Genomic DNA, 23,377 nt, shown 5'->3' on the forward strand with positions numbered 1-23,377 from the left:
CGGGCCGACGGGGCTTTTTTATGGCGACGGGTTTCAGCGTCCGCTGAACGCCATCCCCAGCAGGATATTCGCGATCTGCAGCAGGATCAGCGCCACCAGCAGCGACAGGTCCAGGTTGCCCACCAGCGGCACCACGCGGCGGATGGGACGCAGCAGCGGCTCGTTGAGCGCGCGCACGAACGGCGCCAGCGGCGCATGCGGATTGATCCAGCTGAAGACCGCCTCGATCACCAGCAGCGCCATGAAGCCGTACAAAATCCACTGCAGGAAGCGCTGCAAGGCCATCAGCAGCACCGCCTGGGCGCTCCAGCCGGCCATGAACAGCACCGACGTCGCCAGCAGCACGATCAGGAAGGCGCCGATCAGGCTGGCCCAGTCGTAGCCGCCCACGCCCGGCACGATGCGGCGCATGGGGCGCACCAGCCAGTCCGATAATTGGAAAGTAAATTGCGCCACCGACGATGGCGGACGGACGCGGATCGCCTGCATCCAGAAGCGCAGCAACAAGGCTCCGCCCAACAGGGTGGCAATGGCGTCGACAATCAACATGACAATACTAAGCACGAATCCCCTCCAATAAAAAAGCCGCTGTGTGATTGTCTCACACAGCGGCCGGTTGCCTCAGCAGGCACCTAAGCGATGAGGCTTAGGAAGGACGCGTGCTGGTTGGGAACGGCCATGCTGCTGCCGGCGCCAACACGGTTTTTGCTGCTGGAGCAGCTGCTGGAGCAGGAGCGGCTGGCTTGGCGACAGCTTCCTTCTTCGGTGCAGCCTTCTTCGGCGCAGCTTTTTTCACAGCTGGTTTAGCTGCTACTGGAGCGGCTGCCGGTGCTGCCGCTGCCACCGGTGCTGGAGCGGCTGCCGGTTTAGCGGCGGCTTTCTTAGCGACTGGCTTCTTGGCTGCTGGTTTAGCTGCTGGCTTGGCTGCTGGCTTGGCGGCCGCCTTAACCGGCTTTTTTGCTGCTGGCTTAGCCGCGGCCTTTGCAGCCGGTTTGGCTGCCGCTTTTACTGCTGGTTTTTTGGCGACAGCTTTTTTAGCTGCTGGCTTGGCTGCTGCTTTGGCAACCGGCTTTTTCGCTGCTGGCTTGGCGGCGACTTTTTTCGCTGCTGGCTTAGCTGCTACTTTTTTTGCTGCTGGCTTGGCGGCTGCTTTTTTAGCGGCTGGTTTGGCTGCGGCTTTAGCGACGACTTTTTTCGCTGCTGGCTTGGCGGCGACTTTTTTCGCTGCTGGCTTAGCGGCTTCTTTTTTCGCTGCCGGCTTGGCTGCTGCTTTGGCGACGACTTTTTTCGCTGCTGGCTTAGCGGCTTCTTTTTTCGCTGCCGGCTTGGCGGCTGCTTTAGCGACGACTTTTTTCGCTGCTGGTTTAGCGGCTACTTTTTTCGCTGCCGGCTTGGCGGCTGCTTTTTTCACAGCTGGTTTAGCTGCTGGTTTAGCGGCGACTTTTTTCGCTGCTGGCTTGGCAGCGGCTTTTTTCACTGCTGGTTTAGCGGCTGGTTTAGCGGCAGCTTTGGCTGCTGGCTTGGCGGCGGCTTTCGCTGCGACAGGCTTTTTCGCTGGGGCGGCGGCTTTAGCGGCCGGCTTTTTTGCTGCTGGTTTCTTTGCGGCAGTTGCCATTTTTAGTTCTCCTTCATCGGGGATGGGAAAAATTCATTACAAGATTTAAACCCGTCCGGCCCCGGATTGGGCCAGGCGAATTATTCATCGGCACAAACAGAATACGGTTTGCGCTAATGAATTCGGCACCAGCTGAACTGCTGCAACCCCTCACGAGTGCAGCGCTTCAGCCATCGACCTGCCCGCCGTCCGTGGCCGGAGCGGCGTACAGGTACTAATCTTGTTGCGACGTTTTGCGGGTGGTCGGGCGTGTACTCAGCTCCAGGGACCTACGTCGCAGCCATTCACGGTTTTCGTTTTCAAAGAAAAAACCGCCCAGCCCGAACCTAATCAGGCAAGACGGTTGAACAAAAACGGTGTGGTCTTGTGCATATCTGTGTGAATCAAATCCCGTATCGCGATCATTTCTGCGGCATGCGCGCTTTAAAAAAACGCTGCATTTACATTCACGCATTTTCAATCTCGTAAAGTACACGAAAACCTTGTCGGTGCGCAACCAGCACGATAGATATCACGCGCTTTTTTTTCGACTTAAGCTCGCCAATTCACATACGCATGCCGGTTCGGCATGCCGGCTTGCGTCGCCGCGTTCGCGATGTGCGCGCTCAATCTCGTTCGGAAAGGCGCCGCGCGCGCCGCGCGGAAAATCCGCGCTTCAAAGCGCGCCTTATTCCGCCTGGGTTTCTGCGATGTCTCCATCGCCGCCGCGAAAATCGCGCCGCCCGCTTCCGAATTCGAGAGCGCTTGCGCATCGCCTGCGCGCCGCCGCTACTCACTGTTTTTAAATTCGTCGCGATTATGAGACAGAGTGCGAGGAATGGCAAGCAGAATACAGCGGTGCGCCGCAGCGCCTCTGCGTTTCGCCAGCGCGCCCGCGCTCAGCTTCGTGATTGTAAATCGGCGTTAAGCAGCGCCGGCTTGGGCTGCTTGCGAGATGGCGCGGCGAGTTATTCGGCGTCGTCGTGCCTGCGGTTGGCCAGCCATTCGTTCATGTCGGCGGCGACGCGCTTCAGCAGGCGCGCCAGATCGCGCCGTTCGGCGTTGGTCCAATCGGCCATCAGTTCGCCGACCAGCTGCTCGCGCGTGCGGTCGATGGCGTCGGCCATCTCGCGTCCCAGCTCCGTCACCTCCGCTTCGCGCACCCGCTTGTCGCGCGCGCCGGCGCGCCGCACCACCAGCCCGAGTTCGTCGAGCCGCGCCACCTGGCGGCTGACGGTCGTGTAGTCGCGGCCGACCACTTCGGCCAGCTCCACCACGCCGATCGGACCGCGCCGGTCGATGCGCACCAACAGCGGCAGCAGCGCGCGTTCGAGCGGCATCGACATGTCGGCCATCAGTGCGACGTCGGGCTCGGGTCGGCTCATGAAGCCGATGATGTCGAGCAGCGCGTCATGCATATCCCGGATATCTTTATTCATATGTGCATTATACACATAATTCTTGACACGATTTTCGGCCAAGAATAATATGTGCAAAATACACACATATAGGAGTGAAGCATGAATCCCATCCACACCGACATCCTCATCTGCGGCGCCGGCGCCGCCGGCCTGACGCTCGCCATCGACCTGGCGCGGCGCCATGTCGGCTTTGTGCTGATCGATAAAGCTGAACAGCCGTTCAGCGGTTCGCGCGGCAAAGGCATCCAGCCGCGCAGCCTGGAAATCTTCGAAGCGCTGGGCGTGGCCGACCGCATGGCGGCGGCCGGCGGCCACTATCCGCCGCAGCGCAAGTACCGCGCCGACGGCGGCTACGACGAGCAGCAGGCGATCGACGCGACGGCGCCCTCGCCGTCCGAACCCTACGGCCAGCCGCTGATGCTGCCGCAGCACCTGACCGAAGCGATCCTGCGCGCGCGGCTGGCGGAGCTGGGCCACGCGCCGCGCTACGCGCATGCGCTGGACGGCTTCGAGCAGGATGCGGACGGCGTCGCCGCGCGCGTGGTCACGCCGGACGGCGAGGTCGCGCTGCGGGCGCGCTACCTGGTCGGCGCCGACGGCGGCCGCAGCTTCGTGCGCAAGGCGCTGGCGATCGGCTTCCCCGGCGAGGCGATGAAGATGCGCGCGGTGGTGGCCGACCTGACGCTGGCCGGGCTGTCGCGCGACGCCTGGCATCGCTGGGGCGACGGCCCCCGCCAGATCAGTTTGTGCCCGCTGATGGGGACCGCGCTGTTCCAGCTGCAGATGCCGATCGCGCTGGAGGGCGAGTTCGACGCGTCGGATGCGGGGCTGGCCGCCGTCATCGCCGAGCGCACCGGCCGCGGCGACATCGACGTGCGGGCGGTGCATTGGCGCTCGGTGTATGAAATGAGTTCGCGGCTGGCGGATCGCTACCGGGTCGGCCGCGTGTTCATCGCCGGCGACGCCGCGCACATCCATCCGCCGACCGGCGGCCAGGGTTTGAACACCAGCGTGCAGGATGCCTGGAACCTGGGATGGAAGCTGGCGGCGGTGCTGGCCGGCGCGCCGGACGCGCTGCTCGACACCTACGAAGCGGAGCGGCGCGGGATCGCCGCCGGCATGCTGGGACTGTCCGCCAGGCTGCTCGACGCGATGCGCGAGCGCGGCGATGTGCGTCGCGGGCGCGAGGCGCAGCAGCTCGACCTGGGCTATCGCTCGTCCACCTTGTCGCTCGATGAACGCGGCGACGGCGCCGCGCCGCGCGCCGGCGACCGCGCGCCGGATGCGCCATGCATCGGCGCGGCCGGACAGGCTGTACGTTTGTTTACACTATTGAATAGCGGCGAGTGGATTATGCTGCGCTATGAGGCGCGCGACACGCCGGCGATTCCGGCACGCCCAGGCCTGCGCATCATCGACGTCGGCGCCGGCGCCGAGCTGCGCGACAACGGCGGCCACCTGCGCGACGCCTACGGCTTCCAGGCCGGCGACATCGCCCTGGTCCGCCCCGACGGCTACCTCGCCGCCCTCACCCGCGACGAGCACAGCCCGGCGCTGGCGGCGTACCTGGCGGCCGTGGGCCTGCAAAGCTAAGCACTGCAGCGGTACCGGCCGTGCTGCGCGAGCATCGCGCGATGCGTTTACAACCGGCGCTGCGCGAGCCTGTCCGCCTCGTCGAAATCGCCGGAGGCCATTATTTTGCGGAGAGATTCGACCGCGGCGGCGGCCTGCGGATGCCCTCCCCGCTGCGCAAGAATCATCCATTGCGCGCCTTCGGCCAGATTGCGGGCGGCCCCCATGCCATTCGTGTAGATATAGCCCAGGCTGTACTGCGCCTCGACGTGGCCCTGCGCGGCCGCACGCTTGAAGTAGTCGACGCCTTTCACACTGTCCGCCGAAACGATCTGGCCCTGCATGTAGGCCTTGGCAACCGAATACTGCGTGTCGCGGTCCTTGCTTTCGGCGGCTTTCATGAACCAGGCCTGCGCCTTGACCGGGTCCGCGGCGAGAGGCCACGCCAAGGTTGTGCTGGCCCATCATATTGCCCTGCTTCGCGGACAGCGACATCATCTCAACGGCCTTCGCGGGATCGCGCTCAACGCCCCTGCCATGGGTGTACGCCAGTCCGACATAGTACTGCGCCAGCGCGTCGCCGGATGCGGCTGCCTTCTGATACCAGTAGAGGGATTTAGAGTGGGAAGGCCTCTTCATGCTTCCCCGCGAGATAGAGCGCCTTGGCGCGATCGATCTCGGCGGCGCCGGAGTTGATGGCGCCGACAAGCAGCAAGCTTGCCAAAACGATAGATTTGATCATGGAAGCAAGGCCGGGAATGTGAAGTGAAGGTGCGAAAAAAAGCCCCTTACTTTGACAGTAAGAGGCTGCATGCGAAGTGACTGTAAAGCTTAATCCCAGTTCAGCGCGCCGCCGGTCTGGTATTCGATGACGCGGGTCTCGAAGAAGTTGCGCTCTTTCTTCAGGTCGATCATCTCGCTCATCCATGGGAACGGGTTCTCTTCCTGGTCGAACAGCGTCTCCAGGCCGATCTGCGTGGCGCGGCGGTTGGCGATGAAGCGCAGGTAGCCCTTGAACATGGTGGCGTTCAGGCCCAGCACGCCGCGCGGCATGGTGTCTTCGGCGTAGGCGTACTCCAGGTCCACCGCTTGCAGGAACAGCTGCTTGATCTCTTCCTTGAAGGCCGGAGTCCACAGCAGCGGGTTTTCCATCTTGATCGTGTTGATCAGGTCGATGCCGAAATTGCAATGCATCGATTCGTCGCGCAGGATGTACTGGTACTGCTCGGCGGCGCCCATCATCTTGTTCTGGCGGCCCAGCGCCAGGATCTGGGTGAAGCCGACGTAGAAGAACAGGCCTTCCATCAGGCAGGCGAACACGATCAGCGACTTCAGCAGCTTCTGGTCGTTTTCCACGGTGCCGGTGGTGAAGGCCGGGTCGGTCAGCGTGTCGATGAACGGGATCAGGAACTCGTCCTTGTCGCGGATCGACTTCACTTCGTTGTAGGCGTTGAAGATCTCGGCCTCGTCCAGGCCCAGCGACTCGACGATGTACTGGTAGGCGTGGGTGTGGATCGCTTCCTCGAACGCCTGGCGCAGCAGGTACTGGCGGCACTCGGGGGCGGTGATGTGGCGGTAGGTGCCCAGCACGATGTTGTTGGCGGCCAGCGAGTCGGCGGTGACGAAGAAGCCCAGGTTGCGCTTGACCAGGCGACGCTCGTCGTCGGTCAGGCCGTTCGGGTTCTTCCACAGCTCGATGTCGCGCTGCATGTTCACTTCCTGCGGCATCCAGTGGTTGGCGCAGCCGGCCAGGTATTTGTCCCATGCCCATTTGTACTTGAACGGCACCAGCTGGTTGACGTCGGTCTTGCCGTTGATGATGCGCTTGTCGTCGGCGTTGACGCGCAGGGCGACCTGCTCGACACTGCCTTCGGTGGCGGCCAGCGCGGCTTGATTAACAGCAGCTTGCGATGCGGCCGGTGCGGCCTCTTCGTCCCAGGACAGCGACATAGTGAGTTTCCTTCTGAATTCGGTGTAAAAAGAACCGCCCGGCGGGCCGGGACGGTTCACTCTATATATTAGTACGATTTACTGACAGGCTTCGCATTCCTCGAAACCGTCGTCGCCAGGACGCAGGTAGCAGGCTTCGCCGTCCGCCTCGGCCGTCACGGCCGCCGCCACCGGGGCCGCAGCAGCCGGCGCCGCCGCAGCCTTGGCGCTGGCCGACATGCCGCCGTCCACCGCCACCGCGTTCAGCGCGCCGGTCTTGGAGGTCGATTTCTCGGTGTGGGTCGCCGAGGTGGTGCGCAGGTAGTAGGTGGTTTTCAGGCCGCGCAGCCATGCCAGCTTGTAGGTCTCGTCCAGCTTCTTGCCCGAGGCGCCGGCCATGTAGATGTTCAGCGACTGCGCCTGGTCGATCCACTTCTGGCGGCGGGAAGCGGCTTCCACCAGCCAGGTCGGCGACACTTCGAACGCGGTGGCGTAGATGTCGCGCAGGTCGTTCGGGATGCGGTCGATCTTGGCCAGCGAACCGTCGAAGTACTTCAGGTCGGCGATCATGACCTCGTCCCACAGGTCGCGCGCCTTCAGGTCGCGCACCAGGTAGGCGTTGATCTCGGTGAACTCGCCCGACAGGTTGGACTTCACGTACAGGTTCTGGAAGGTCGGCTCGATGCAGGCCGACACGCCGATGATGTTCGAAATGGTCGCGGTCGGAGCGATCGCCACGCAGTTCGAGTTACGCATGCCGAACTTCTTGATGCGCTCGCGCACCGGGGTCCAGTCCATGGCGGCCGAGGTGTCCTGCTCCAGGTAGCCGCCGCGTTCGTCGGCCAGCAGCTTGATCGAGTCCTGCGGCAGGATGCCGCGGTCCCACAGCGAGCCTTTGTACGACTGATAGTGGCCGCGTTCTTCGGCCAGCTCGGTCGAGGCCAGGTAGGCGTAGTAGCACACCGCTTCCATCGAGGTGTCGGCGAAGGCCACGCACTCCGGCGACGAGAACGGCACGCGCATCATGTGCAGGCAGTCCTGGAAGCCCATCACGCCCAGGCCGACCGGACGGTGGCGCATATTGGAGTTCTTCGCCTTGGCGACCGCGTAGTAGTTGATGTCGATGACGTTGTCCAGCATGCGCATGGCGGTGCGGATGGTCTTCTGCAGCTTGACGTGATCCAGCTTGCCTTCCTTCATGTGGGCCGGCATGTTGACCGAACCCAGGTTGCAGACGGCGATTTCGTCAGGGCCGGTGTTGAGCGTGATCTCGGTGCACAGGTTCGAGCTGTGGACCATGCCCACGTGCGACTGCGGCGAACGGATGTTGCATGGGTCCTTGAAGGTGATCCATGGGTGGCCGGTTTCGAACAGCATCGACAGCATCTTGCGCCACAGGTCCAGCGCGACGATCTTCTTGAACACGCGGATTTCGCCGGCGGCGGCCTTGGCTTCGTAGCCCAGGTAGGCTTTCTCGAAGGCCTTGCCGACCAGGTCGTGCAGGTCCGGGCAGTCCGATGGCGAGAACAGGGTCCACTCGCCCTTTTCCATCACGCGCTTCATGAACATGTCCGGGATCCAGTTGGCGGTGTTCATGTCGTGGGTGCGGCGGCGGTCGTCGCCGGTGTTCTTGCGCAGGTCCAGGAACTCTTCGATGTCCATGTGCCAGGTTTCCAGGTAGGCGCAGACCGCGCCCTTGCGCTTGCCGCCCTGGTTGACCGCGACGGCGGTGTCGTTGACCACTTTCAGGAACGGCACCACACCTTGCGATTTACCGTTGGTGCCCTTGATGTGGGCGCCCAGCGCGCGCACCGGGGTCCAGTCGTTGCCCAGGCCGCCGGCGAACTTGGCCAGCAGCGCGTTTTCCTTGATGGCGTCGTAGATGCCTTCCAGGTCGTCCGAGACGGTGGTCAGGTAGCACGACGACAGTTGCGAACGCAGCGTGCCCGAGTTGAACAGGGTCGGCGTCGACGACATGAAGTCGAAGGTCGACAGCAGGTTGTAGAACTCGATGGCGCGCGCTTCGCGGTCGCCTTCGTTCAGGGCCAGGCCCATGGCGACGCGCATGTAGAAGGCCTGCGGCATTTCGATGCGGATGTCGCGCACGTGCAAGAAGTAGCGGTCGTACAGGGTCTGCAGGCCGATGTAGCCGAACTGCAGGTCGCGGTCGGCGACCAGCGCCTTGGCCAGGCGGGCCAGGTCGAACTCGGCCAGTTTGGCGTCCAGCAGTTCTTCCTTGATGCCCTTGGCGATGTATTGCGGGAAGTAGGTCACGTATTCGGCCGCTGCCGCGCCCTGCGCGACTTCCTTGCCGAAGACTTCCTTGCGGATCGTGTGCAGCAGGATGCGGGCCGTCACTTGCGAGTAGGCCGGATCTTTTTCCATCAGCGCGCGGGCGGCCAGGATGGCGGATTTGTGCAGCTCTTCGACCGGCACGCCGTCGTACAGGTTTTTCAGGGTCTCGGCGACGATGGCGTCGGCGTCGACGTGTTTTTCCAGGCCGATGCAGGCGGCGTTGATCAGGCTGGTCACGCGGCTCATTTCCAGCGGCTTGCGCTCGCCGTTTTCCAGCACGTGGATCTGCGGCGCGTCGATCGCGGCGGCGGCGCCTTGCGCTTCCTTGGCGGCGAGACGCTTTTCCATGTGCTTGGCGCGGTACAGGACATAGGCGCGGGCGACGTCATGTTCGCCGGAGCGCATCAGCGCCAGCTCGACCTGGTCCTGCACGTCTTCGATGTGGAAGGTGCCGCCGGACGGCTGGCGGCGCACCAGCGCCGAGACCACGCTGGCGGTCAGCTGCTCTACCAATTCGCGGATGCGGGCCGAAGCGGCGCCCTGGCCGCCGTTCACGGCCAGGAAGGCCTTGGTGACGGCGATCGCGATTTTCGACGGTTCAAACGCGACGACCGCGCCGTTACGGCGGATGATGCGGTAGTCACCGAGGTCGCTGGCGGCCGTGACCGGGCTGCTGGCGGTGCTCGCAGACGCTGCTGGTACCAGCGCTGGATTGATGGTGATGTCTTGAGTAGATTGCATTTAAGCTCCCCGATAACAGCGTGCAGTCATGGCTGCGCGGCGTATGTTGTGTAAAAAAATGCCATAAAAGGGTGTAACCCGGCCCGGCAGACTTGTAATTCTCTCAAGATTCAATGTCTTGAGAACCACTATATCTAGTGATTGACCAGAACCTATCCACTGATTGTAGTGGTCACACCGTAGCACGGCAAGTGAGAAATTTTGATGTTTCCAGCAATTTTGCTCTTGACATTAAAGAAGCCCAATAGGGAAGCCAAGTTCAGCGCTAGCACCTACTAACATTGCCTCTTTCTTAAGCAGTTTTTGATAATATTCCCAATCGAACAAGGGCCCCGGATCGGTCTTGCGGCCCGGCGCGATGTGCTCGTGGCCCTGCACGGCGGCCAGCGGATAGCGCGTTTGCAACGCCAGCGTCAGCGCGGTCAGCGCCGCGTACTGCGCCGCGGCGAACGGCGTGTCGTCCGTGCCTTCGAGCTCGACGCCGATCGAATAATCGTTGCATTTTTCCCGTCCGCAAAAGCTGGAGCGGCCGGCGTGCCAGGCCCTGTCGTCGGCTGAAACGTACTGGATCACCCGGCCGTCGCGGCGGATGAAGAAGTGGCTGGACACCTTCAGCCCGCGCAGCCCGGCGAACGAGGGGTCAGCATTATAGTCGATCCGGCCGGTGAACAGGTCGGACACGTGCGGGCCGCCGAAACGGCCGCCCGGCAGGGAGATGTTGTGTATCACCAGCAGCGTGATGTCGGCCAGGCCCGAGCCCGCGCAGGGGCGCGGATCGCGGTGCGGGCTGTCGTAGCGCTGCGCGGCCGGCCACCAGCCGTCGGCCGTCAGCGCGGCGGCCCCGCTCATGCCTCGGGCTCCTGGATGTTCAGCTTCTGCATCTGGTAGCGCAGCTGGCGGAAGCTGATGCCCAGCAGCTGGGCGGCCTGGGTGCGGTTGAACTGGGTCTGCGCCAGCGCGCGCAGGATGATGTCGCGCTCGATCTGGTTCAGGTAGTCGGGCAGGCTGCTCGGCAGCGCGTCGAGGTGCGGCAGCGGCGGCTGGCCGGCGGCCGATGGCGCGGCGGTTGGCGCCACGGCCGGCGCCAGCCCGAACATCTCCGCTTCGGTCGCGGCCAGATGCGGTAGCGGCGTGGCCGGAACCGGCAACGGCACCACCGCCTCCACCATGCGCGCGCCCTTCAGCGCCAGGTCGCCGACTTCGATCACGCCGTCGTCGGCGAAGGCCAGCGCCCGCTCCAGGATATTTTCCAGCTCGCGCACATTGCCGGGGAAGGAATAGCCGCGCAGCGTCTCCAGCACGCCCGGCCCCAGGACCACCTTGTGCTCGAAGGTGCCGAGCCGCTCAAGAATCGCGCCGGTCAGCTCGCCGAGGTCGTCGAGCCGCTCGCGCAGCGGCGGCAGGCTCAGTTCGATGACGTTCAAGCGGTAGAACAAGTCCTGGCGGAAGCTGCCCTGCTCCACGCAGTGCTCCAGGTTTTTATGGGTCGCGCTAATAATACGCACATCGACCGGCTCCTCGGCGGTGGCGCCGATCTTGCGCACGCGCCGCTCCTGGATCGCGCGCAGCAGCTTGACCTGCATCGCCAGCGGCAGGTCGGCCACCTCGTCCAGCATCAGGGTGCCGCCGTTGGCCGCCTGGAAGAAGCCGTCGCGCTCGTCGGCCGCGCCGGTGAACGCGCCCTTGCGGTAGCCGAAGAACTCGGCCTCCATCAGCGCCTCCGGAATCGCGCCGCAGTTGACCGCGATGAAGGGCTTGCCGGCGCGCGAGCTTTGCGCGTGGATCTCGCGCGCCGCCAGCTCCTTGCCGCTGCCCGATTCGCCGTTGATGGCGATCGGCGCCATCGAGCGCGCCAGCCGCGCGATCTGCGCGCGCAGCGCCTGGATCACGGCGGAGTCGCCCTTCAAACGGCTGGCGGCCGGTTCGGCGCTGGCCGCCAGGCCGGGCGCCGGCTCGGCGTTCAGGCGCAGCGCCGACTGCACCATCAGGCGCAATTGGTCCAGCGCCACCGGCTTGGAAATGTAGTCGAAGGCGCCGGCCTTGAGCGCGACCACGGCGTTGTCGGCGCTGCCGAAGGCCGTCACCACCGCGATCGGCGTGTTCTTATAGGCGGCGCAGACTTCGCGCACCAGCTCCAGCCCCAGGCCGTCTGGCAGGCGCATGTCGGTCAGCACCAGCTGGTACTCGGCTTCGGCCAGCAGGACGCGCGCCTGCCTCAGCGTTTCCGCGCTGTCGACGTCCAGCCCCATTTTCAGCAGGGTCAGTTCCAGCAGTTCGCGCAGGTCGGCTTCATCGTCGACCACCAGCACGCGAGGCGCGCGTTGGGAACCTTTTGCATTCATCAAACAGCCTTTACTTGCTTTTGCGCCGGATAGGCGAAGGTAATCACAAAGCGCCCGCTCGACACCGGGTTGCCGTCGGCGCTGTCCAGGTTGTCGAAACGATATTCATAATCCAGCCGCGCCTCGTTATTCAAACACAATTCGCGCGCCAGATACAGCCCCAGTCCGGTGCCCTTGCTGGAGGTGGTGTAAAACGGTTCAAATAAATGGGCCCGCACTTCCGGCGAGATGCCGGGGCCGTCGTCCTGCACGTGCAGCTCCAGCCGCTGCGCCTTGTCGCGCACCAGGTCCAGGCGGATCGAGCCGGGCCCGCCGCTGGCGTAGCGCACCGCGTTGTTGAGCAGGTTGAGCACCACCTCGCGCAGGTGCAGCGCATCGAAGCGCACCCGCGTGCCGCCGGCCACCGAGACCCCGACCAGGTCCGGCGGCAGGCTGTGGGTCTCGATGAATTCCGCCCTCAGCTCGGCCAGGAAGACGTCCAGCGCCAGCGGCTCGCTGTGCGGCTGCACCTTGCGCGACAGCTGCAGGATATCCTCGACCATGCGGTTGACCCGCGCCACGTTGTCGCCGACGATCTTGAGCAGCCGCAGGTGGACCGCGCTGTCCAGGTCTTCGCCCAGCAGCGCGGTGGCGTGGCCGATGGCCGACAGCGGATTGCGCACCTCGTGCGCGATGCTGGCGGTCAGCCGCCCCATCGACGCCAGCTTGAGCTGCTGCGCCTGGTTCTCGATGCCGGTCACGTCCTGCAGGAAGATCACGCTGCGCTCGGCGGCCGGGCCGCTGGTGTCGACCGCCGCGAAGCGCACCTTCAGATGCGCGGCCAGGTCGCGGCGCGCGCTCCAGGCGGCGGTCACGCCCTCCAGCGCGGCGTCGGTGAACGGCTTGATGGTGACGAAGGCGGTGCTGCGCGCCGGGTCGGCGCGCCATTCGTGGTAGGCCTGCGCCAGCGGCGCCAGCGCGGCGGCGGCCGACAGCTTGAACTTCAGTTCCGGCCCCAGCAACCCGAGCATCTGCTGCGCGGCCGGATTGCCGGCGAAGACCTGGCCGTCCGGATCGACCACCAAAATGCCGTCGCCGATATTGGCCATCACCAGCTTGTTGACGGCTTGCTGCACATTGATCTCGACCCCGCGCCGGTTGGCCAGCTCCTCCTGGCCGATCAATTTGGCGGCCATGCGGTTGACCACCAGCACGGCGGCAAAGAAGGCCGCGCCGTACAGGCCGGACTGCAGCACGCCGCGGTCGCCCTCCATCATGAACACCTGCCAGGTGCTTTCGCCCAGCATGAACAGCGTCACCAGCGAGGTGCAGAACAGCGCCAGCAGCAGCGGCGCCAGGATCGCCAGGCCGGCCAGCGGGAACAGGTAGAGGATGGCCAGGCCGCTGCGCGCGCCGCCGCCGGCCAGGTACAGCAGCGAGATGATGGCCAGGTCGCAGGCGATCTGCGACAGCAGCTGCAGCAGGAAGCGGCGCTGCAGATAGGCCGCCGACAGCGCGAAGGCGATCGACAGCCCGAGGTAGATCAGGCAGATCTGCAGGTAGAGGTACTGGCCGGAGGCGCGCAGGCCGCGGTTGTCGAAACTCAGATAGACCAGCAGCACCAGCGCGATGACCACGCGGGTGGCGTTGAGCGTTTGCAGCGAACGCCAGAAGGTGGCGCGCGATTCAGCCGTCAGGGCTTGCAGGCGCGCGAACACCCCCGATGGCCTTAAGCGGCCGGCAACGCGGCGTGGGCCGTGCTGCAGAAGTCACGGCCGTTGGCCTGCACCGTTTCCGAGGCGGGATAATAGACGCCGCAATGGGCGCATTGCAGCATGACTTCGGCGTCGTTGGCCGCCTTTTCGGCGGCGCGCGCCTTATACGAGAACGGCGAACCACCCTGCTGCCCGGGCTGGACCGGCGGCGGTTGCTGCGGCTGGCGGAACTGCTGCTGATGGCGCTTCTGCGCCGCGCGGATCTTGCTGCGGATGGCGAAGATCACCAGGAAGATCAATCCCAGCCAAAAGATAATACGGCTCATGCCCAACCCTTATGCAAAACGACTTCAAACACAAAACGGCTGCCGACATACGCCAGCAGCAAGGTCGCGAATCCGGCCAAGGTGAAGCTCAGCGCGGTCTTGCCGCGCCAGCCGCGGAAGCGGCGGCCCGCCAGCAGCGCGGCGAACAGCACCCACGACAGCAGCGTGAAGACCGATTTATGGTCCCACTTGAGCGCCTGGCCGAACAGCTGCTCCGAAAACACGATGCCCGACAACACGGTCAGGCTCAGTAAGGCAAAGCCGAAGCCTATCATGCGGAACAGCAGCTTCTCCATGGTCAGCAGCGCCGGCAGCTGGTCCAGCGCGCCGGACAGGAAGGACTTGCGGTCGGTGCCGGCGTGCAGGCGCGACTCCTGCAAGGCCATCAGCACGGCGTGGAAGGCGGCGATGGTCAGCGTGCTGTAGGCCATGGTGGCGATGGCGATATGCCAGCCGAACAGCGGCGACTTGTCGCCCAGCGGTATCAGGTTGCCGGGGAAGATGGCCTGCAGCGCGGTGGCGACGGCGGCGCTGGGCATGACCAGGCGGCGCAGGCCGTCCAGGCTGAAGTTGCGGTTTTCGACCCAGTAGGCCGCCACCGACACCCACAGCGCCGACGACAGCATGGAGGCAAAGCCGAGCCGCAGCGAGCCGGCGGCCGCCACTTCCGACCACAGGCCGGCGCCGTGCAGCAGCCAGGCGGCCAGCGTCACGACGGAAATCAGGCCGCCGCGGCGCGCGGGCAAGGCCGCGCACAGGATGTACAGCGCGATGGCTGCGATGAATAAATAGGTCTGCATTCCTTCAGTTTACACCATCGCTCAATCCACGGCTGCCATGCGCAGTTCGTCGTTATGGTGGCGCTGCTGCTCCTCCATCACCAGCTGGCCCAGTTCGCGCTTGAGCGCATTGAACTCGGCGGCGGCCGGATCGCGCAGGCGCGGCAGGTCGACCATGATGTCGCGCTTGACAGTGCCGGGGCGGTAGGTCATGACGACGATGCGGTCGGCCAGGTAGATCGCCTCCTCGATGCTGTGGGTGACGAAGATGATGGTCTTTTTCAGCTCGGCCCAGATGCGCAGCAATTCGTCCTGCAGGTTGCGGCGGGTGAGCGCGTCGAGCGCGCCGAACGGCTCGTCCATCAGCATGATGGGCGAATCGAGCGCCAGCACGCGGGCGATGGCGACCCGCTGGCGCATGCCGCCGGACAGGTCCTTCGGGTAGCGGTTGCGGAAGTCCTGCAGCGACAGCATCTTCAGCAGCTGGTCGACGATGGCGTCGATCCCGCCCTTGGCCATGCCCTTGATCTCGAGGCCGAAGGCGACGTTGTCGGCCACCGTCATCCACGGGAACAGCGCGTATTCCTGGAACACCATGCCGCGCTCCGGGCCCGGCGCCGTGACCAGCTGGCCGTCGGCGGTGATGCTGCCCGCCGATGGCGGCGCGAAGCCGGCCACCGCGTTCAGCAAGGTCGACTTGCCGCAGCCGGAAGGCCCCAGCAGGCAGACGAACTGGCCCTGCGGGATCTCCAGGTTGATGTCCTGCAGGGCGACGACGTCGCGCTCGGCGGTCTTGAACACCTTGCTGACGTTGGATACGACGATATGAGCGCTCATTGGTTTTCCAGCCCGCGGTGCCAGCGCAGCAAGTGGTTGTTCAGCTTGTTCATGCCGACGTCGATCGCCAGGCCGATCAGGCCGATGCTGATCATGCCGGCGATGATCTTGTCCGACCAGAAGTACTCGCGCGCCTCCAGGATGCGGAAGCCCAGGCCGTTGTTGACCGCCACCATCTCGGCCACGATCACCACGATGAAGGCGGTGCCGATGCCGATCCGCACGCCCGACAAGATATAAGGCACGGCGGCCGGCAGGATCACGCGCAGGAACATGGTGCTGCCGGTGGCGCCCAGGTTGCGCGCCGCGCGCAGATAGATGCCGTCGACCTGGCGCACGCCGGCGATGGTGTTCATCAGCACCGGGAAGAAGGCGCCCAGCACGATCAGGAAGATGGCCGGCGGGTTGCCCAGGCCGAACCACAGCATCGACAGCGGAATGTAGGCGATCGGCGGGATCGGCCGCACCATCTGCACCAGCACGTTGAACCAGTCGTAGACGCGCTGGCTGGCCCCCATCGCCAGTCCCAGCGGCAGCGCCAGCCCGGCGCCGATCAGGAAGCCCACCACCACGCGGTACAGGCTGCCGATCGAATCGGTGATCAGCTCGCCGGAGAAGGCCCACGCCAGCCAGCTGCCGGCGGCCGGGTCATGCGGCTGCAGCGGCAGCAGGTAGGCCACCCACTTCTCCACCACCGCCACCGGCGACGGCAGCACCTGCGGGTTGACCCAGCCCAGCATCGCCGACGCCTGCCACAGCGCGATGATGACGGCCGGCACCACCAGGCCGACGGCGCCCTGGCGCCATGAAGAGGCGGTTGCCATTATTTGACGCCCAGGCTTTTCTTGGCCGCGTCCAGCAGATCGGTCTTGACCCAGTCCTTGGCCACCGGCGGCTTGCTCATGCGGCCGACGCCGGTCTTGACCATGACGTCGGTGGTGGTCTGGATGTGCTCGGGCGTGATGTCGTAGCTGTACGGCGAGTTGCCGATGGCGTCGTCGAAGTCATCCTTGGTGATCTGGCCCTTGAACACCACCTCGCGCACATATTTCTCGGCCACCGCCTTGTTCTCGATGAACAGCTTGGTCGCCTGCACGAAGCAGCTCATGAACTTCTCGGCCAGCGGCCGCTTCTCCTTGTAGAACTTCTCGGTCATCACCATGGTGCGGATCGGCTCGCCGATCGGGGTGTCGTAGGGCTTGATCATCTCGCTGCCGAAGCCCTTGTTGATCGCCTGCGAGGACTGCGGCTCGGACTGCATCATGGCGTCGATCTGCTTGCCCAGCAGCGCCTGGTTCAGATCGGCGTAGGCCAGGAACACCAACTGCACGTCCTTGCCCGGCTGGTCGGCGACGCTCAGGCCGGCCTGCTGCAGCTCGGCCAGCAGCAGCACTTCCTGGATGCCGCCGCGGGTGACGCCGACTTTCTTGCCCTTCAAATCCTTGACGGTCTTCAGCTTGAGGTCGGCGCGGCTGACCAGCTGGGCGCCGCCCTTGGCGAAGCCGGCCACGACGTAGATCGGCGCGCCGCCGGCGCGGCCGGAGATCGCCGCCTCGGACGCGGTGGTGCCGACATCGAGCTCGCCGGCGATGATGGCCTGCATCACATCCAGGCCCTTGGGAAAGACGTGCTCATCGACCTTGATGCCGCACTTGGGAGCGATCTCCTTGATGTACGAGACGGCGCCGTAGTGGGCGAACTTCAGGTTGCCCAGCCGGACCACTTCCTGGGCCTGGGCCGTGCTGAACGCGGCGGTCATCAACAATGCGGCGCAGATCGCTTTCAGTTTCATCCGTCTCTCCTGTTATGTGTGTTTATAAATCATACCAAGCCCGTTCATGCTTGCCTATCGCTACTTATGTGACGCAAACACGCGAACTGCTGCCGTGATCACATTTTTCCTCATTGTTGTACCATGCGATTGTTAAATCGCAAATATAACCTTTTCCGCAAGAAAACGCCCATGTCCATATCCGTCCGCCGTTCGCTGCCAACCTCCTCTTCCGCCACCGTGCTTGCCGCCCTGATTGCCGCCGCGCTGGCCGCCTGCGGCGGGGGTGGCGGCACGGCCACGCCGCCAGTCACACCGCCGCCGCCGGCGCAGACGGTCACCCTGGGCCTGTCCGGCAGCACCATGCTGGGCACCGCGCCGGTGACCCTGAACGCTGCGCTGGGCCAGGCGGCCGACGTCAGCTGGAGCCTGGGCAGCGGCAACCCCGGCACACTGTCGGCCGCCAGCGGCGGCAGCGTCAGCTATACGCCGCCGGCCGCGCGCGTCAGCGCCATCACGCCGGTGACCATCACCGCCACCTCGTCCGGCGTCAGCCAGGGCATGCGCCTGGCGCTGTATCCCGATCCCGGCGCGCCCGGCCTCAGTTTGCTGGCCGGCTCGCTGGGCGGCCACGCCATCATCGACGGCAGCGGCAGCAATGCGCGCTTCAACCAGATCGCCGCCATCGCACCCGACGGCGGCGGCGGCTTCATCGTGGCCGACCTCGGCGACAACACCGGCGGCGACGCCGCGCTGCTGTATCCGACCGCCATCCGCCAGGTCAGCGCCGCCGGCATGGTCGGCACCCTGGCCAGTCCGGCCTTCGGCCATGCCGATGGCGGCGGCGCGCAAGCCAGGCTGGGCAAGGTGGCGTCGGTGGCGGTCGCGCCCGACCAGAGCATCTACTTGATCGACAATGACGGCGCCGCCAGCTATCTGCGCCGCCTGACCCGCGACGGCAAGCTGAGCACCATCGCCACCTTGGCGCCGGCGCTTAATTTCAGCGCCAGCGCCAAGGTGGTGGTGGATGGTGGCGGCCGCGTCACGGTACTGAGCTGGCTGAGCGCCTACACCGTCGGCAACGGTGCGCTGGCGCGCCTGGCCGGCAGCGAGGCAGGCGGCAGCGGCAGCGTGGACGGCAGCGGCGACGCCGCGCGCTTCAGCTACATCAACGACGCCGTGGCCGACAGCGCGGGGAATCTCTACATCCTTGACGGCCACGCCATCCGCAAGCTGACGCCGGCCGGCGTGCTCAGCACCGTGGCCGGCCTCCCGGCCTCCGATGGCGCCAACATGGCCATCGATGGCAGCGGCAACGCGGCGCGCTTCGGCAATCCGCTGTCGCTGTCGATCAGCCCCGGCGGCAATATCCTAGTGCTGGACCGCGACAGCAGCGGCGGCCGCAGCGGTTACCTGATCCGCCAGGTGACGCCGGCCGGCGTGGTCACCACGCCCTACAGCGGCGCCGATCCGGTCAACTACGGCGTGCTGGCGCCGGCCGGTACCGAGACCAGCAACGGCCTGATCAGCGTGAGCAGCAGCGGCACCATCGTATTGGCCAGCAAAGGCCAGCTGCAGGCGCAGCAGAACGCCAGCGGCGCCACCCTGCTGGCGGGATTGGAAGGCGACAGCGGCAAGGACCAGGATGGCCAGGGCGCGGCGGCGCGCTTCAACACCCCGGCCCTGCTGGCCGCCGACCTGGGCGGCAACGTGTTTGTGCTGGAACGCCCGCGCGGTGCGGGTTACGGCTATCAGATAGAGCCCAGCGGTATCTATTTACGCAAAATCAGCCTCGGCGGTGACGTCGGCAGTATCCCGGTCAGCAGCGCGCTGGTGGCGACCGGCATCGCCGCCGATGGTGAAGGCAATGTATATATCTCGGCGCGCTGGCCGCTGGGCACGCTGACCGGCATACCGGCGGGCGGCGAGGTCTACAAAGTTACGCCGCAGGGTGTCGTCAGCACGCTGGCCGGCGGCGGCGCCAACGGCACGCCGCCCGGCCCGGTCGACGGCAGCGGCGCGGCCGCCGCCTTTACCCGCCCGGCGCTGAACGGCATCGACGCGGCCGGCAACCTGTATGTGACCGACATCAACGCCAGCGTCACGCCGACCAAGACCAGCTACCGCAAGGTCACGCCCAAGGGCGAGGTCAGCACGATCAGCGCCCTGCCCGCCGACTTGGGCAAGGCGCCCGACGGCTATGCCTACACGGCCGACCGCGACGCTTCGGTGGTGTACCGCGTCGCCGGCGACGGCAGCAAGACCGTGGCGGCGGGCGTGCCCAACCTGCGCGGCACCCGCCTGGGGGCGCTGCCGGGCGGGCTGGATACGCCGGCCAGCGTCGTGCCTACCGGCCCGGGCAGCTTCGCCGTGATTTCCGGTTCAGCCGTGCTGCGCCTGGTGGTGCCGCACTAATTGGCCATGGCGGCGCGCACGCGCGCGATGCGTTCCGCGCCGGCCGGATGGCTGGACAGGTAGGCCGCCGCCTGGCCGCCATGCTCCTGCTCCAGCTTGTCCAAGCGTTCGAACACCAGCACCAGATGTTCCAGCGGAATGCCGTTACGCTTCATCAAGGCGATCGCGTAATCGTCGGCGTCGCGTTCGGCGTCGCGCGAATACTTCATGTCCAGCAGCGCGGCCGGCGCCGTCGTCAGCAATGACGAAATGTCGCCGAACAGCAGCGCCGCGCCGGCCGTCACCACCGAACCCTGGATGATGCGGCGCGTGATGTGGTGCTGGTGCACATGGCCCAGCTCATGCGCCAGCACGCCCATCACGGCGTCGTCGTCCTTCAGCAGGCGCACCATTTCATCGGTCAGCACGATGTCGCCGGACGGCAGCGCGAAAGCGTTCGGGCCGTAGCGGCTCTGGCGGAAGGCCAGCCGCCATGCCGGCGCGCCGTCCTGCTGCGGCGGCGCCAGCTGCTTGAAGCGCCGTTCCAGTTCCTCCATGCGCTGGTCCGAAAAACGCGACGGCTTGAACATGTGCTGGTCGAGCACCTCCAGCACGCCCTGCCCCAGCTTGCGCTCCATGCTCGGCGGCATGGCGCGCGCCAGCCGGTCCGCCGCGACCGGCAGCAGGTAGACATAGCCCAGGCCCAGCACCGCGACGGTGGCGACGGCCGCCGCCAGCGCGCCGCGCCAGCTTTGCTGGATGCGGACCACCCAGCTGTCGCTGTGTCCGGTGCGGTGCAGCATCGCCTCGATGCCGGCCAGGTCGCGGATTTCCAGGTAGGCGCCGTCCGGGAAGGTCACCTTGCGCAGCGCGTGGCGGCTGCGTTCTGACACCCGCAGTTCGCCCAGCGCGCTATCGCGCTCGGCCTCGCCGCGCACCTGCGCCACGCCGTTCTCGACCCGCAGCGTCACGCGGTACAGGCGCGAGCTGCGGCCGTCAAAATAGCTGGCTTCGACGGTATCGCTCATCAGATCGACAGGTCGAAGTCCATCATGTCGGTCGCGCCCACGCCGGTGGCGGAGACGGCGTCGTCGGCGCCGGCCGCGAAGTCGTCCAGGCTGCCGTCCGGCAGCAGCGAGATCGACTCCAGGTGATAGCGCTGCCAGCGCACCACGGCGAACGGCGTGAACAGGCCCAGCGTGCAAGCGATGGCCAGCACATTGGTCAGCGAGATCCACGCCACCGACTTCCATTGCATGTCCGAGGCGAAGCGGTGCGGACCCAGGCCGGTGTGGTTCCAGATCAGGTTCTGGATCATGTTCATGAACACCGGGACCAGCATCAGCATCCACACATAGCCGATGACGATCGCCACCAGCACGCCGGAGCGGCCGATCGCCGACGTCAGCACCGCGCCGAGGATGGCGGTCAGCACGCCGCCGAGGATGGCCAGCCCCACCAGGATGCCGTAGCGCTTGTAGAAGCTGCCGACGGTGGCGTCGAACGAGAAATGCTGCGTGCCGTAGCGGCTCTCGGTATGCTGGAAGCGCTTGATGCGCTGGTGCACAAAGGGCAAGGCCAGCACCAGGCTGAACACGTACAGGATGGGCAGCAGCAGGAAATGGACATAGGCCCCCTTCACCGATCCGTCGAAGCCGAAGCGGATGCCGCGATAGCTGGTGTAGAACAGGCGGAACTTCAGGCTGTTCCAGACCAGCAGCGGCATCACCACCGCCAGCACCGCCACCATGACCAGGCCGGCGATCAGCGAGAACTTGAACGCCAGGTTGTAGCCGCCGAACAGCACCAGCGCGATGATGCGCCCCTTCAGGATCGGGATCGGCTTGCCGTGGTATTCAAAGCTGGCGCCGGCCAGCTCGGTGCAGGAATACATATATTGGTTGCGCCGCACCTTGGCCCAGGCCGAGTAGATCCCCAGCGTGGCGATGGTCAGCAGCAGGTTGACGATCCAGATGCGGAAGTACTCGCTGCCGCTGGCGTGGAACTTGATGCGCTGCGGTCCGGCCGGCTCGGCCTGCGCGGCGGCCGGCGTTGGTTCCAGAAACTGCTCCATATACTCTCTCCAGACATTCGATAGGCGAAGCTTCGACGATGCCTATTCCTTGCAGTATTGTCAACGAGAAATTATACTTTTTTGGCAAGTGGCCGATTCCGGCGCCGCCGGGGCTGTGCCGCGGTCGCGATGGGGTAAAATGGCGGCCACTGTCCGGCTCCGCGCCGGGCGCCCCTACCTACAGACTGTTCATCATGCTAGATAATCTTACCCAACGCCTTGCCAAGGTCGTTAAAACCATGCGCGGCGAGGCCCGCCTGACCGAAGCCAACACCGCCGAGATGCTGCGCGAAGTGCGCCTGGCGCTGCTCGAGGCCGACGTCGCGCTGCCGGCCGTGCGCGAATTCATCGCCCGGGTCAAGGAAAAAGCCATGGGCGAGGAAGTCATTTCCTCGCTGACGCCGGGCCAGGCGCTGGTCGGCGTGGTGCAGCGCGAGCTGGCCGCCCTGATGGGCGCCGACCTCGGCCCGGAAGCGGCGCAGCTGAGCTTTGCCCAGCAGCCGCCGGCGATCATCCTGATGGCCGGTCTGCAGGGTGTGGGCAAGACCACCACCGTCGGCAAGCTGGCCAAGTACCTGAAGGAAGAAAAGAAGAAGAAGGTGCTGACCGTCTCGGCCGACGTGTATCGTCCGGCCGCGATCGCCCAGCTGCAATCGGTGACCGGCCAGGTCGGCGCCGACTTCTTCCCGTCCACCGCGCAGGACAAGCCGGTCGACATCGCGCTGGCCGCGCTGGACTGGGCCAAGAAGCACTACCACGACGTGCTGATCATCGACACCGCCGGTCGCCTCGGCATCGACGAAGAGATGATGAAGGAAATCGCCGCCGTCCACGCGGCGGTCAAGCCGATCGAAACCCTGTTCGTGGTCGACGCCATGCTGGGCCAGGACGCGATCAACACCGCCAAGGCCTTCAACGACGCGCTGCCGCTGACCGGCATCGTGCTGACCAAGCTGGACGGCGATGCGCGCGGCGGCGCGGCGCTGTCGGTGCGCCACATCACCGGCAAGCCGATCAAGTTTGCCGGCGTGTCGGAAAAGCTGGACGGGCTGGAAGCGTTCGACCCGGCCCGCATGGCCAGCCGCGTGCTGGGCATGGGCGACATCATGGCGCTGGTCGAGGAAGCCCGCAAAGGCGTCGACACCAAGGCCGCCGCCGACCTGGCCGCCAAGGTCAAATCGGGCGGCAAGTTCGACATGAACGACTTCAAGGCGCAGCTGGGCCAGATGAAGAAGATGGGCGGCATGGCCAGCCTGGTCGACAAGCTGCCGGCGCAGTTCCAGCAGGCCGCCGGCGGCGCCAACATGGACCAGGCGGACAAGCAGGTGCGGCGCATGGTCGGCATCATCGACTCGATGACGCCGCAGGAACGCGCCAAGCCGGAGCTGATCAAGGCCACCCGCAAGCGCCGCATCGCGGCCGGCGCCGGCGTGCAGGTGCAGGAAGTGAACCGCATGCTGACCCAGTTCGAGCAGATGCAGACGATGATGAAGAAGCTGTCCGGCGGCGGCATGATGAAGATGATGCGCTCGATGAAGGGCATGATGCCGGGCATGCGCTAAGCTGGGGAGACGCCACGAAAAGCCGCTGTTTACGCCCTTGGAAGGT

The 23,377-nt window shown here is 65.4% G+C and carries 20 protein-coding genes and 1 pseudogene; 3 read left to right on the forward strand and 18 right to left on the reverse strand.

Annotated features, from left to right (window positions below; genetic code table 11):
• Positions 1–33 precede the first annotated feature (33 nt).
• The 3 genes from ACEN9F_RS14815 to ACEN9F_RS14825 all read right to left on the reverse strand — a co-directional run bounded on the left by ACEN9F_RS14815 (position 34) and on the right by ACEN9F_RS14825 (position 3,033).
• Complete coding sequence (locus tag ACEN9F_RS14815; RefSeq protein ID WP_413427067.1) at positions 34–549, reverse strand: YggT family protein; 516 nt, start codon at positions 547–549, stop codon at positions 34–36.
• A gap of 97 nt (positions 550–646) precedes the next feature.
• On the reverse strand, positions 647–1,615 hold the full coding sequence (locus tag ACEN9F_RS14820; RefSeq protein WP_413420784.1) for a transcriptional regulator: 969 nt from the start codon (positions 1,613–1,615) through the stop codon (positions 647–649).
• Positions 1,616–2,562: 947 nt separating this feature from the next.
• Positions 2,563–3,033 (reverse strand): MarR family winged helix-turn-helix transcriptional regulator, encoded by a 471-nt coding sequence (locus tag ACEN9F_RS14825; RefSeq protein WP_413420785.1) that lies wholly within the window; start codon positions 3,031–3,033, stop codon positions 2,563–2,565.
• A gap of 81 nt (positions 3,034–3,114) precedes the next feature.
• Here ACEN9F_RS14825 and ACEN9F_RS14830 point away from each other — a divergent pair, with 81 nt between their 5' ends.
• Entirely contained in the window at positions 3,115–4,608 is a 1,494-nt protein-coding gene (locus tag ACEN9F_RS14830; protein WP_413420786.1) for an FAD-dependent oxidoreductase, read from the forward strand.
• A 47-nt stretch (positions 4,609–4,655) separates the two neighbouring features.
• Here ACEN9F_RS14830 and ACEN9F_RS14835 read toward each other — a convergent pair whose 3' ends face one another.
• The 13 genes and pseudogenes from ACEN9F_RS14835 to ACEN9F_RS14895 all read right to left on the reverse strand — a co-directional run bounded on the left by ACEN9F_RS14835 (position 4,656) and on the right by ACEN9F_RS14895 (position 17,322).
• Complete coding sequence (locus ACEN9F_RS14835; RefSeq protein WP_413420787.1) at positions 4,656–4,988, reverse strand: tetratricopeptide repeat protein; 333 nt, start codon at positions 4,986–4,988, stop codon at positions 4,656–4,658.
• 79 nt (positions 4,989–5,067) lie between these two features.
• A pseudogene (locus ACEN9F_RS14840) lies at positions 5,068–5,226 on the reverse strand (hypothetical protein); the annotation flags it as partial.
• Positions 5,204–5,329, reverse strand: a complete 126-nt coding sequence (locus ACEN9F_RS14845; protein ID WP_413420788.1) for a hypothetical protein — start codon at positions 5,327–5,329, stop codon at positions 5,204–5,206. The gene ACEN9F_RS14845 and the pseudogene ACEN9F_RS14840, both read right to left, overlap by 23 nt.
• An 89-nt stretch (positions 5,330–5,418) precedes the next feature.
• Positions 5,419–6,537, reverse strand: coding sequence for a ribonucleotide-diphosphate reductase subunit beta (locus tag ACEN9F_RS14850; protein ID WP_413420789.1), 1,119 nt, complete (start codon positions 6,535–6,537; stop codon positions 5,419–5,421).
• 78 nt (positions 6,538–6,615) lie between these two features.
• A complete protein-coding gene (locus ACEN9F_RS14855) occupies positions 6,616–9,552 on the reverse strand; it encodes a ribonucleoside-diphosphate reductase subunit alpha (protein WP_413420790.1) in 2,937 nt (978 codons plus the stop codon).
• 231 nt (positions 9,553–9,783) lie between these two features.
• Positions 9,784–10,401, reverse strand: coding sequence for a 1,6-anhydro-N-acetylmuramyl-L-alanine amidase AmpD (gene ampD, locus ACEN9F_RS14860; protein WP_413420791.1), 618 nt, complete (start codon positions 10,399–10,401; stop codon positions 9,784–9,786).
• Complete coding sequence (locus ACEN9F_RS14865; RefSeq protein ID WP_413420792.1) at positions 10,398–11,894, reverse strand: sigma-54-dependent transcriptional regulator; 1,497 nt, start codon at positions 11,892–11,894, stop codon at positions 10,398–10,400. The genes ampD and ACEN9F_RS14865 overlap by 4 nt, the downstream gene beginning before the upstream one ends.
• Positions 11,894–13,591 carry a sensor histidine kinase gene (locus ACEN9F_RS14870; protein ID WP_413420793.1) on the reverse strand — a complete coding sequence of 566 codons (1,698 nt, stop codon included), beginning with the start codon at positions 13,589–13,591 and terminating at the stop codon, positions 11,894–11,896. Before ACEN9F_RS14870 ends, ACEN9F_RS14865 begins: the two co-directional genes overlap by 1 nt.
• A gap of 11 nt (positions 13,592–13,602) precedes the next feature.
• On the reverse strand, positions 13,603–13,914 hold the full coding sequence (locus ACEN9F_RS14875; protein WP_413420794.1) for a PP0621 family protein: 312 nt from the start codon (positions 13,912–13,914) through the stop codon (positions 13,603–13,605).
• Positions 13,911–14,714 (reverse strand): inner membrane protein YpjD, encoded by an 804-nt coding sequence (locus ACEN9F_RS14880; RefSeq protein WP_413420795.1) that lies wholly within the window; start codon positions 14,712–14,714, stop codon positions 13,911–13,913. Before ACEN9F_RS14880 ends, ACEN9F_RS14875 begins: the two co-directional genes overlap by 4 nt.
• 21 nt (positions 14,715–14,735) lie before the next feature.
• Positions 14,736–15,530: an ABC transporter ATP-binding protein gene (locus ACEN9F_RS14885; protein ID WP_413420796.1), complete on the reverse strand. Its 795-nt coding sequence runs from the start codon at positions 15,528–15,530 to the stop codon at positions 14,736–14,738.
• The gene (locus tag ACEN9F_RS14890; protein WP_413420797.1) at positions 15,527–16,354 is read right to left on the reverse strand and encodes an ABC transporter permease; all 828 of its coding nucleotides are present in this window, start codon (positions 16,352–16,354) and stop codon (positions 15,527–15,529) included. Before ACEN9F_RS14890 ends, ACEN9F_RS14885 begins: the two co-directional genes overlap by 4 nt.
• Entirely contained in the window at positions 16,354–17,322 is a 969-nt protein-coding gene (locus ACEN9F_RS14895; protein ID WP_413420798.1) for an ABC transporter substrate-binding protein, read from the reverse strand. Before ACEN9F_RS14895 ends, ACEN9F_RS14890 begins: the two co-directional genes overlap by 1 nt.
• 171 nt (positions 17,323–17,493) lie before the next feature.
• Here ACEN9F_RS14895 and ACEN9F_RS14900 point away from each other — a divergent pair, with 171 nt between their 5' ends.
• Positions 17,494–19,716, forward strand: coding sequence for a hypothetical protein (locus ACEN9F_RS14900; RefSeq protein WP_413420799.1), 2,223 nt, complete (start codon positions 17,494–17,496; stop codon positions 19,714–19,716).
• Here ACEN9F_RS14900 and ACEN9F_RS14905 read toward each other — a convergent pair.
• Together ACEN9F_RS14905 and ACEN9F_RS14910 are read right to left on the reverse strand one after the other, a co-directional pair.
• Positions 19,713–20,723: a M48 family metallopeptidase gene (locus ACEN9F_RS14905; protein ID WP_413420800.1), complete on the reverse strand. Its 1,011-nt coding sequence runs from the start codon at positions 20,721–20,723 to the stop codon at positions 19,713–19,715. The two genes, ACEN9F_RS14900 and ACEN9F_RS14905, sit on opposite strands and share 4 nt — an antisense overlap.
• Complete coding sequence (locus ACEN9F_RS14910; protein ID WP_413420801.1) at positions 20,723–21,769, reverse strand: YjgN family protein; 1,047 nt, start codon at positions 21,767–21,769, stop codon at positions 20,723–20,725. The genes ACEN9F_RS14905 and ACEN9F_RS14910 overlap by 1 nt, the downstream gene beginning before the upstream one ends.
• A gap of 194 nt (positions 21,770–21,963) precedes the next feature.
• Here ACEN9F_RS14910 and ffh point away from each other — a divergent pair, with 194 nt between their 5' ends.
• On the forward strand, positions 21,964–23,331 hold the full coding sequence (ffh, locus tag ACEN9F_RS14915; RefSeq protein WP_413420802.1) for a signal recognition particle protein: 1,368 nt from the start codon (positions 21,964–21,966) through the stop codon (positions 23,329–23,331).
• Positions 23,332–23,377: the final 46 nt, after the last annotated feature.

Origin of the sequence: Duganella sp. CT11-25, assembly GCF_047302815.1 — a bacterium.
Taxonomy (GTDB): Bacteria; Pseudomonadota; Gammaproteobacteria; order Burkholderiales; family Burkholderiaceae_D; genus Rugamonas.

Excerpts from the sequence above, each read along its gene's own strand:
- ACEN9F_RS14820 (WP_413420784.1), bottom strand. The coding sequence starts at position 1,615 with ATGGCAACTGCCGCAAAGAAACCAGCAGCAAAAAAGCCGGCCGCTAAA.
- ACEN9F_RS14835 (WP_413420787.1), bottom strand. The coding sequence starts at position 4,988 with ATGAAAGCCGCCGAAAGCAAGGACCGCGACACGCAGTATTCGGTTGCC.
- ACEN9F_RS14845 (WP_413420788.1), bottom strand. The coding sequence starts at position 5,329 with ATGATCAAATCTATCGTTTTGGCAAGCTTGCTGCTTGTCGGCGCCATC.
- ffh (WP_413420802.1), top strand. The coding sequence starts at position 21,964 with ATGCTAGATAATCTTACCCAACGCCTTGCCAAGGTCGTTAAAACCATG.
- ACEN9F_RS14885 (WP_413420796.1), bottom strand. The coding sequence starts at position 15,530 with ATGAGCGCTCATATCGTCGTATCCAACGTCAGCAAGGTGTTCAAGACC.
- ACEN9F_RS14850 (WP_413420789.1), bottom strand. The coding sequence starts at position 6,537 with ATGTCGCTGTCCTGGGACGAAGAGGCCGCACCGGCCGCATCGCAAGCT.
- ACEN9F_RS14830 (WP_413420786.1), top strand. The coding sequence starts at position 3,115 with ATGAATCCCATCCACACCGACATCCTCATCTGCGGCGCCGGCGCCGCC.
- ACEN9F_RS14890 (WP_413420797.1), bottom strand. The coding sequence starts at position 16,354 with ATGGCAACCGCCTCTTCATGGCGCCAGGGCGCCGTCGGCCTGGTGGTG.
- ampD (WP_413420791.1), bottom strand. The coding sequence starts at position 10,401 with ATGAGCGGGGCCGCCGCGCTGACGGCCGACGGCTGGTGGCCGGCCGCG.
- ACEN9F_RS14825 (WP_413420785.1), bottom strand. The coding sequence starts at position 3,033 with ATGAATAAAGATATCCGGGATATGCATGACGCGCTGCTCGACATCATC.
- ACEN9F_RS14910 (WP_413420801.1), bottom strand. The coding sequence starts at position 21,769 with ATGGAGCAGTTTCTGGAACCAACGCCGGCCGCCGCGCAGGCCGAGCCG.
- ACEN9F_RS14880 (WP_413420795.1), bottom strand. The coding sequence starts at position 14,714 with ATGCAGACCTATTTATTCATCGCAGCCATCGCGCTGTACATCCTGTGC.
- ACEN9F_RS14895 (WP_413420798.1), bottom strand. The coding sequence starts at position 17,322 with ATGAAACTGAAAGCGATCTGCGCCGCATTGTTGATGACCGCCGCGTTC.
- ACEN9F_RS14815 (WP_413427067.1), bottom strand. The coding sequence starts at position 549 with ATGTTGATTGTCGACGCCATTGCCACCCTGTTGGGCGGAGCCTTGTTG.
- ACEN9F_RS14900 (WP_413420799.1), top strand. The coding sequence starts at position 17,494 with ATGTCCATATCCGTCCGCCGTTCGCTGCCAACCTCCTCTTCCGCCACC.
- ACEN9F_RS14855 (WP_413420790.1), bottom strand. The coding sequence starts at position 9,552 with ATGCAATCTACTCAAGACATCACCATCAATCCAGCGCTGGTACCAGCA.
- ACEN9F_RS14865 (WP_413420792.1), bottom strand. The coding sequence starts at position 11,894 with ATGAATGCAAAAGGTTCCCAACGCGCGCCTCGCGTGCTGGTGGTCGAC.
- ACEN9F_RS14875 (WP_413420794.1), bottom strand. The coding sequence starts at position 13,914 with ATGAGCCGTATTATCTTTTGGCTGGGATTGATCTTCCTGGTGATCTTC.
- ACEN9F_RS14905 (WP_413420800.1), bottom strand. The coding sequence starts at position 20,723 with ATGAGCGATACCGTCGAAGCCAGCTATTTTGACGGCCGCAGCTCGCGC.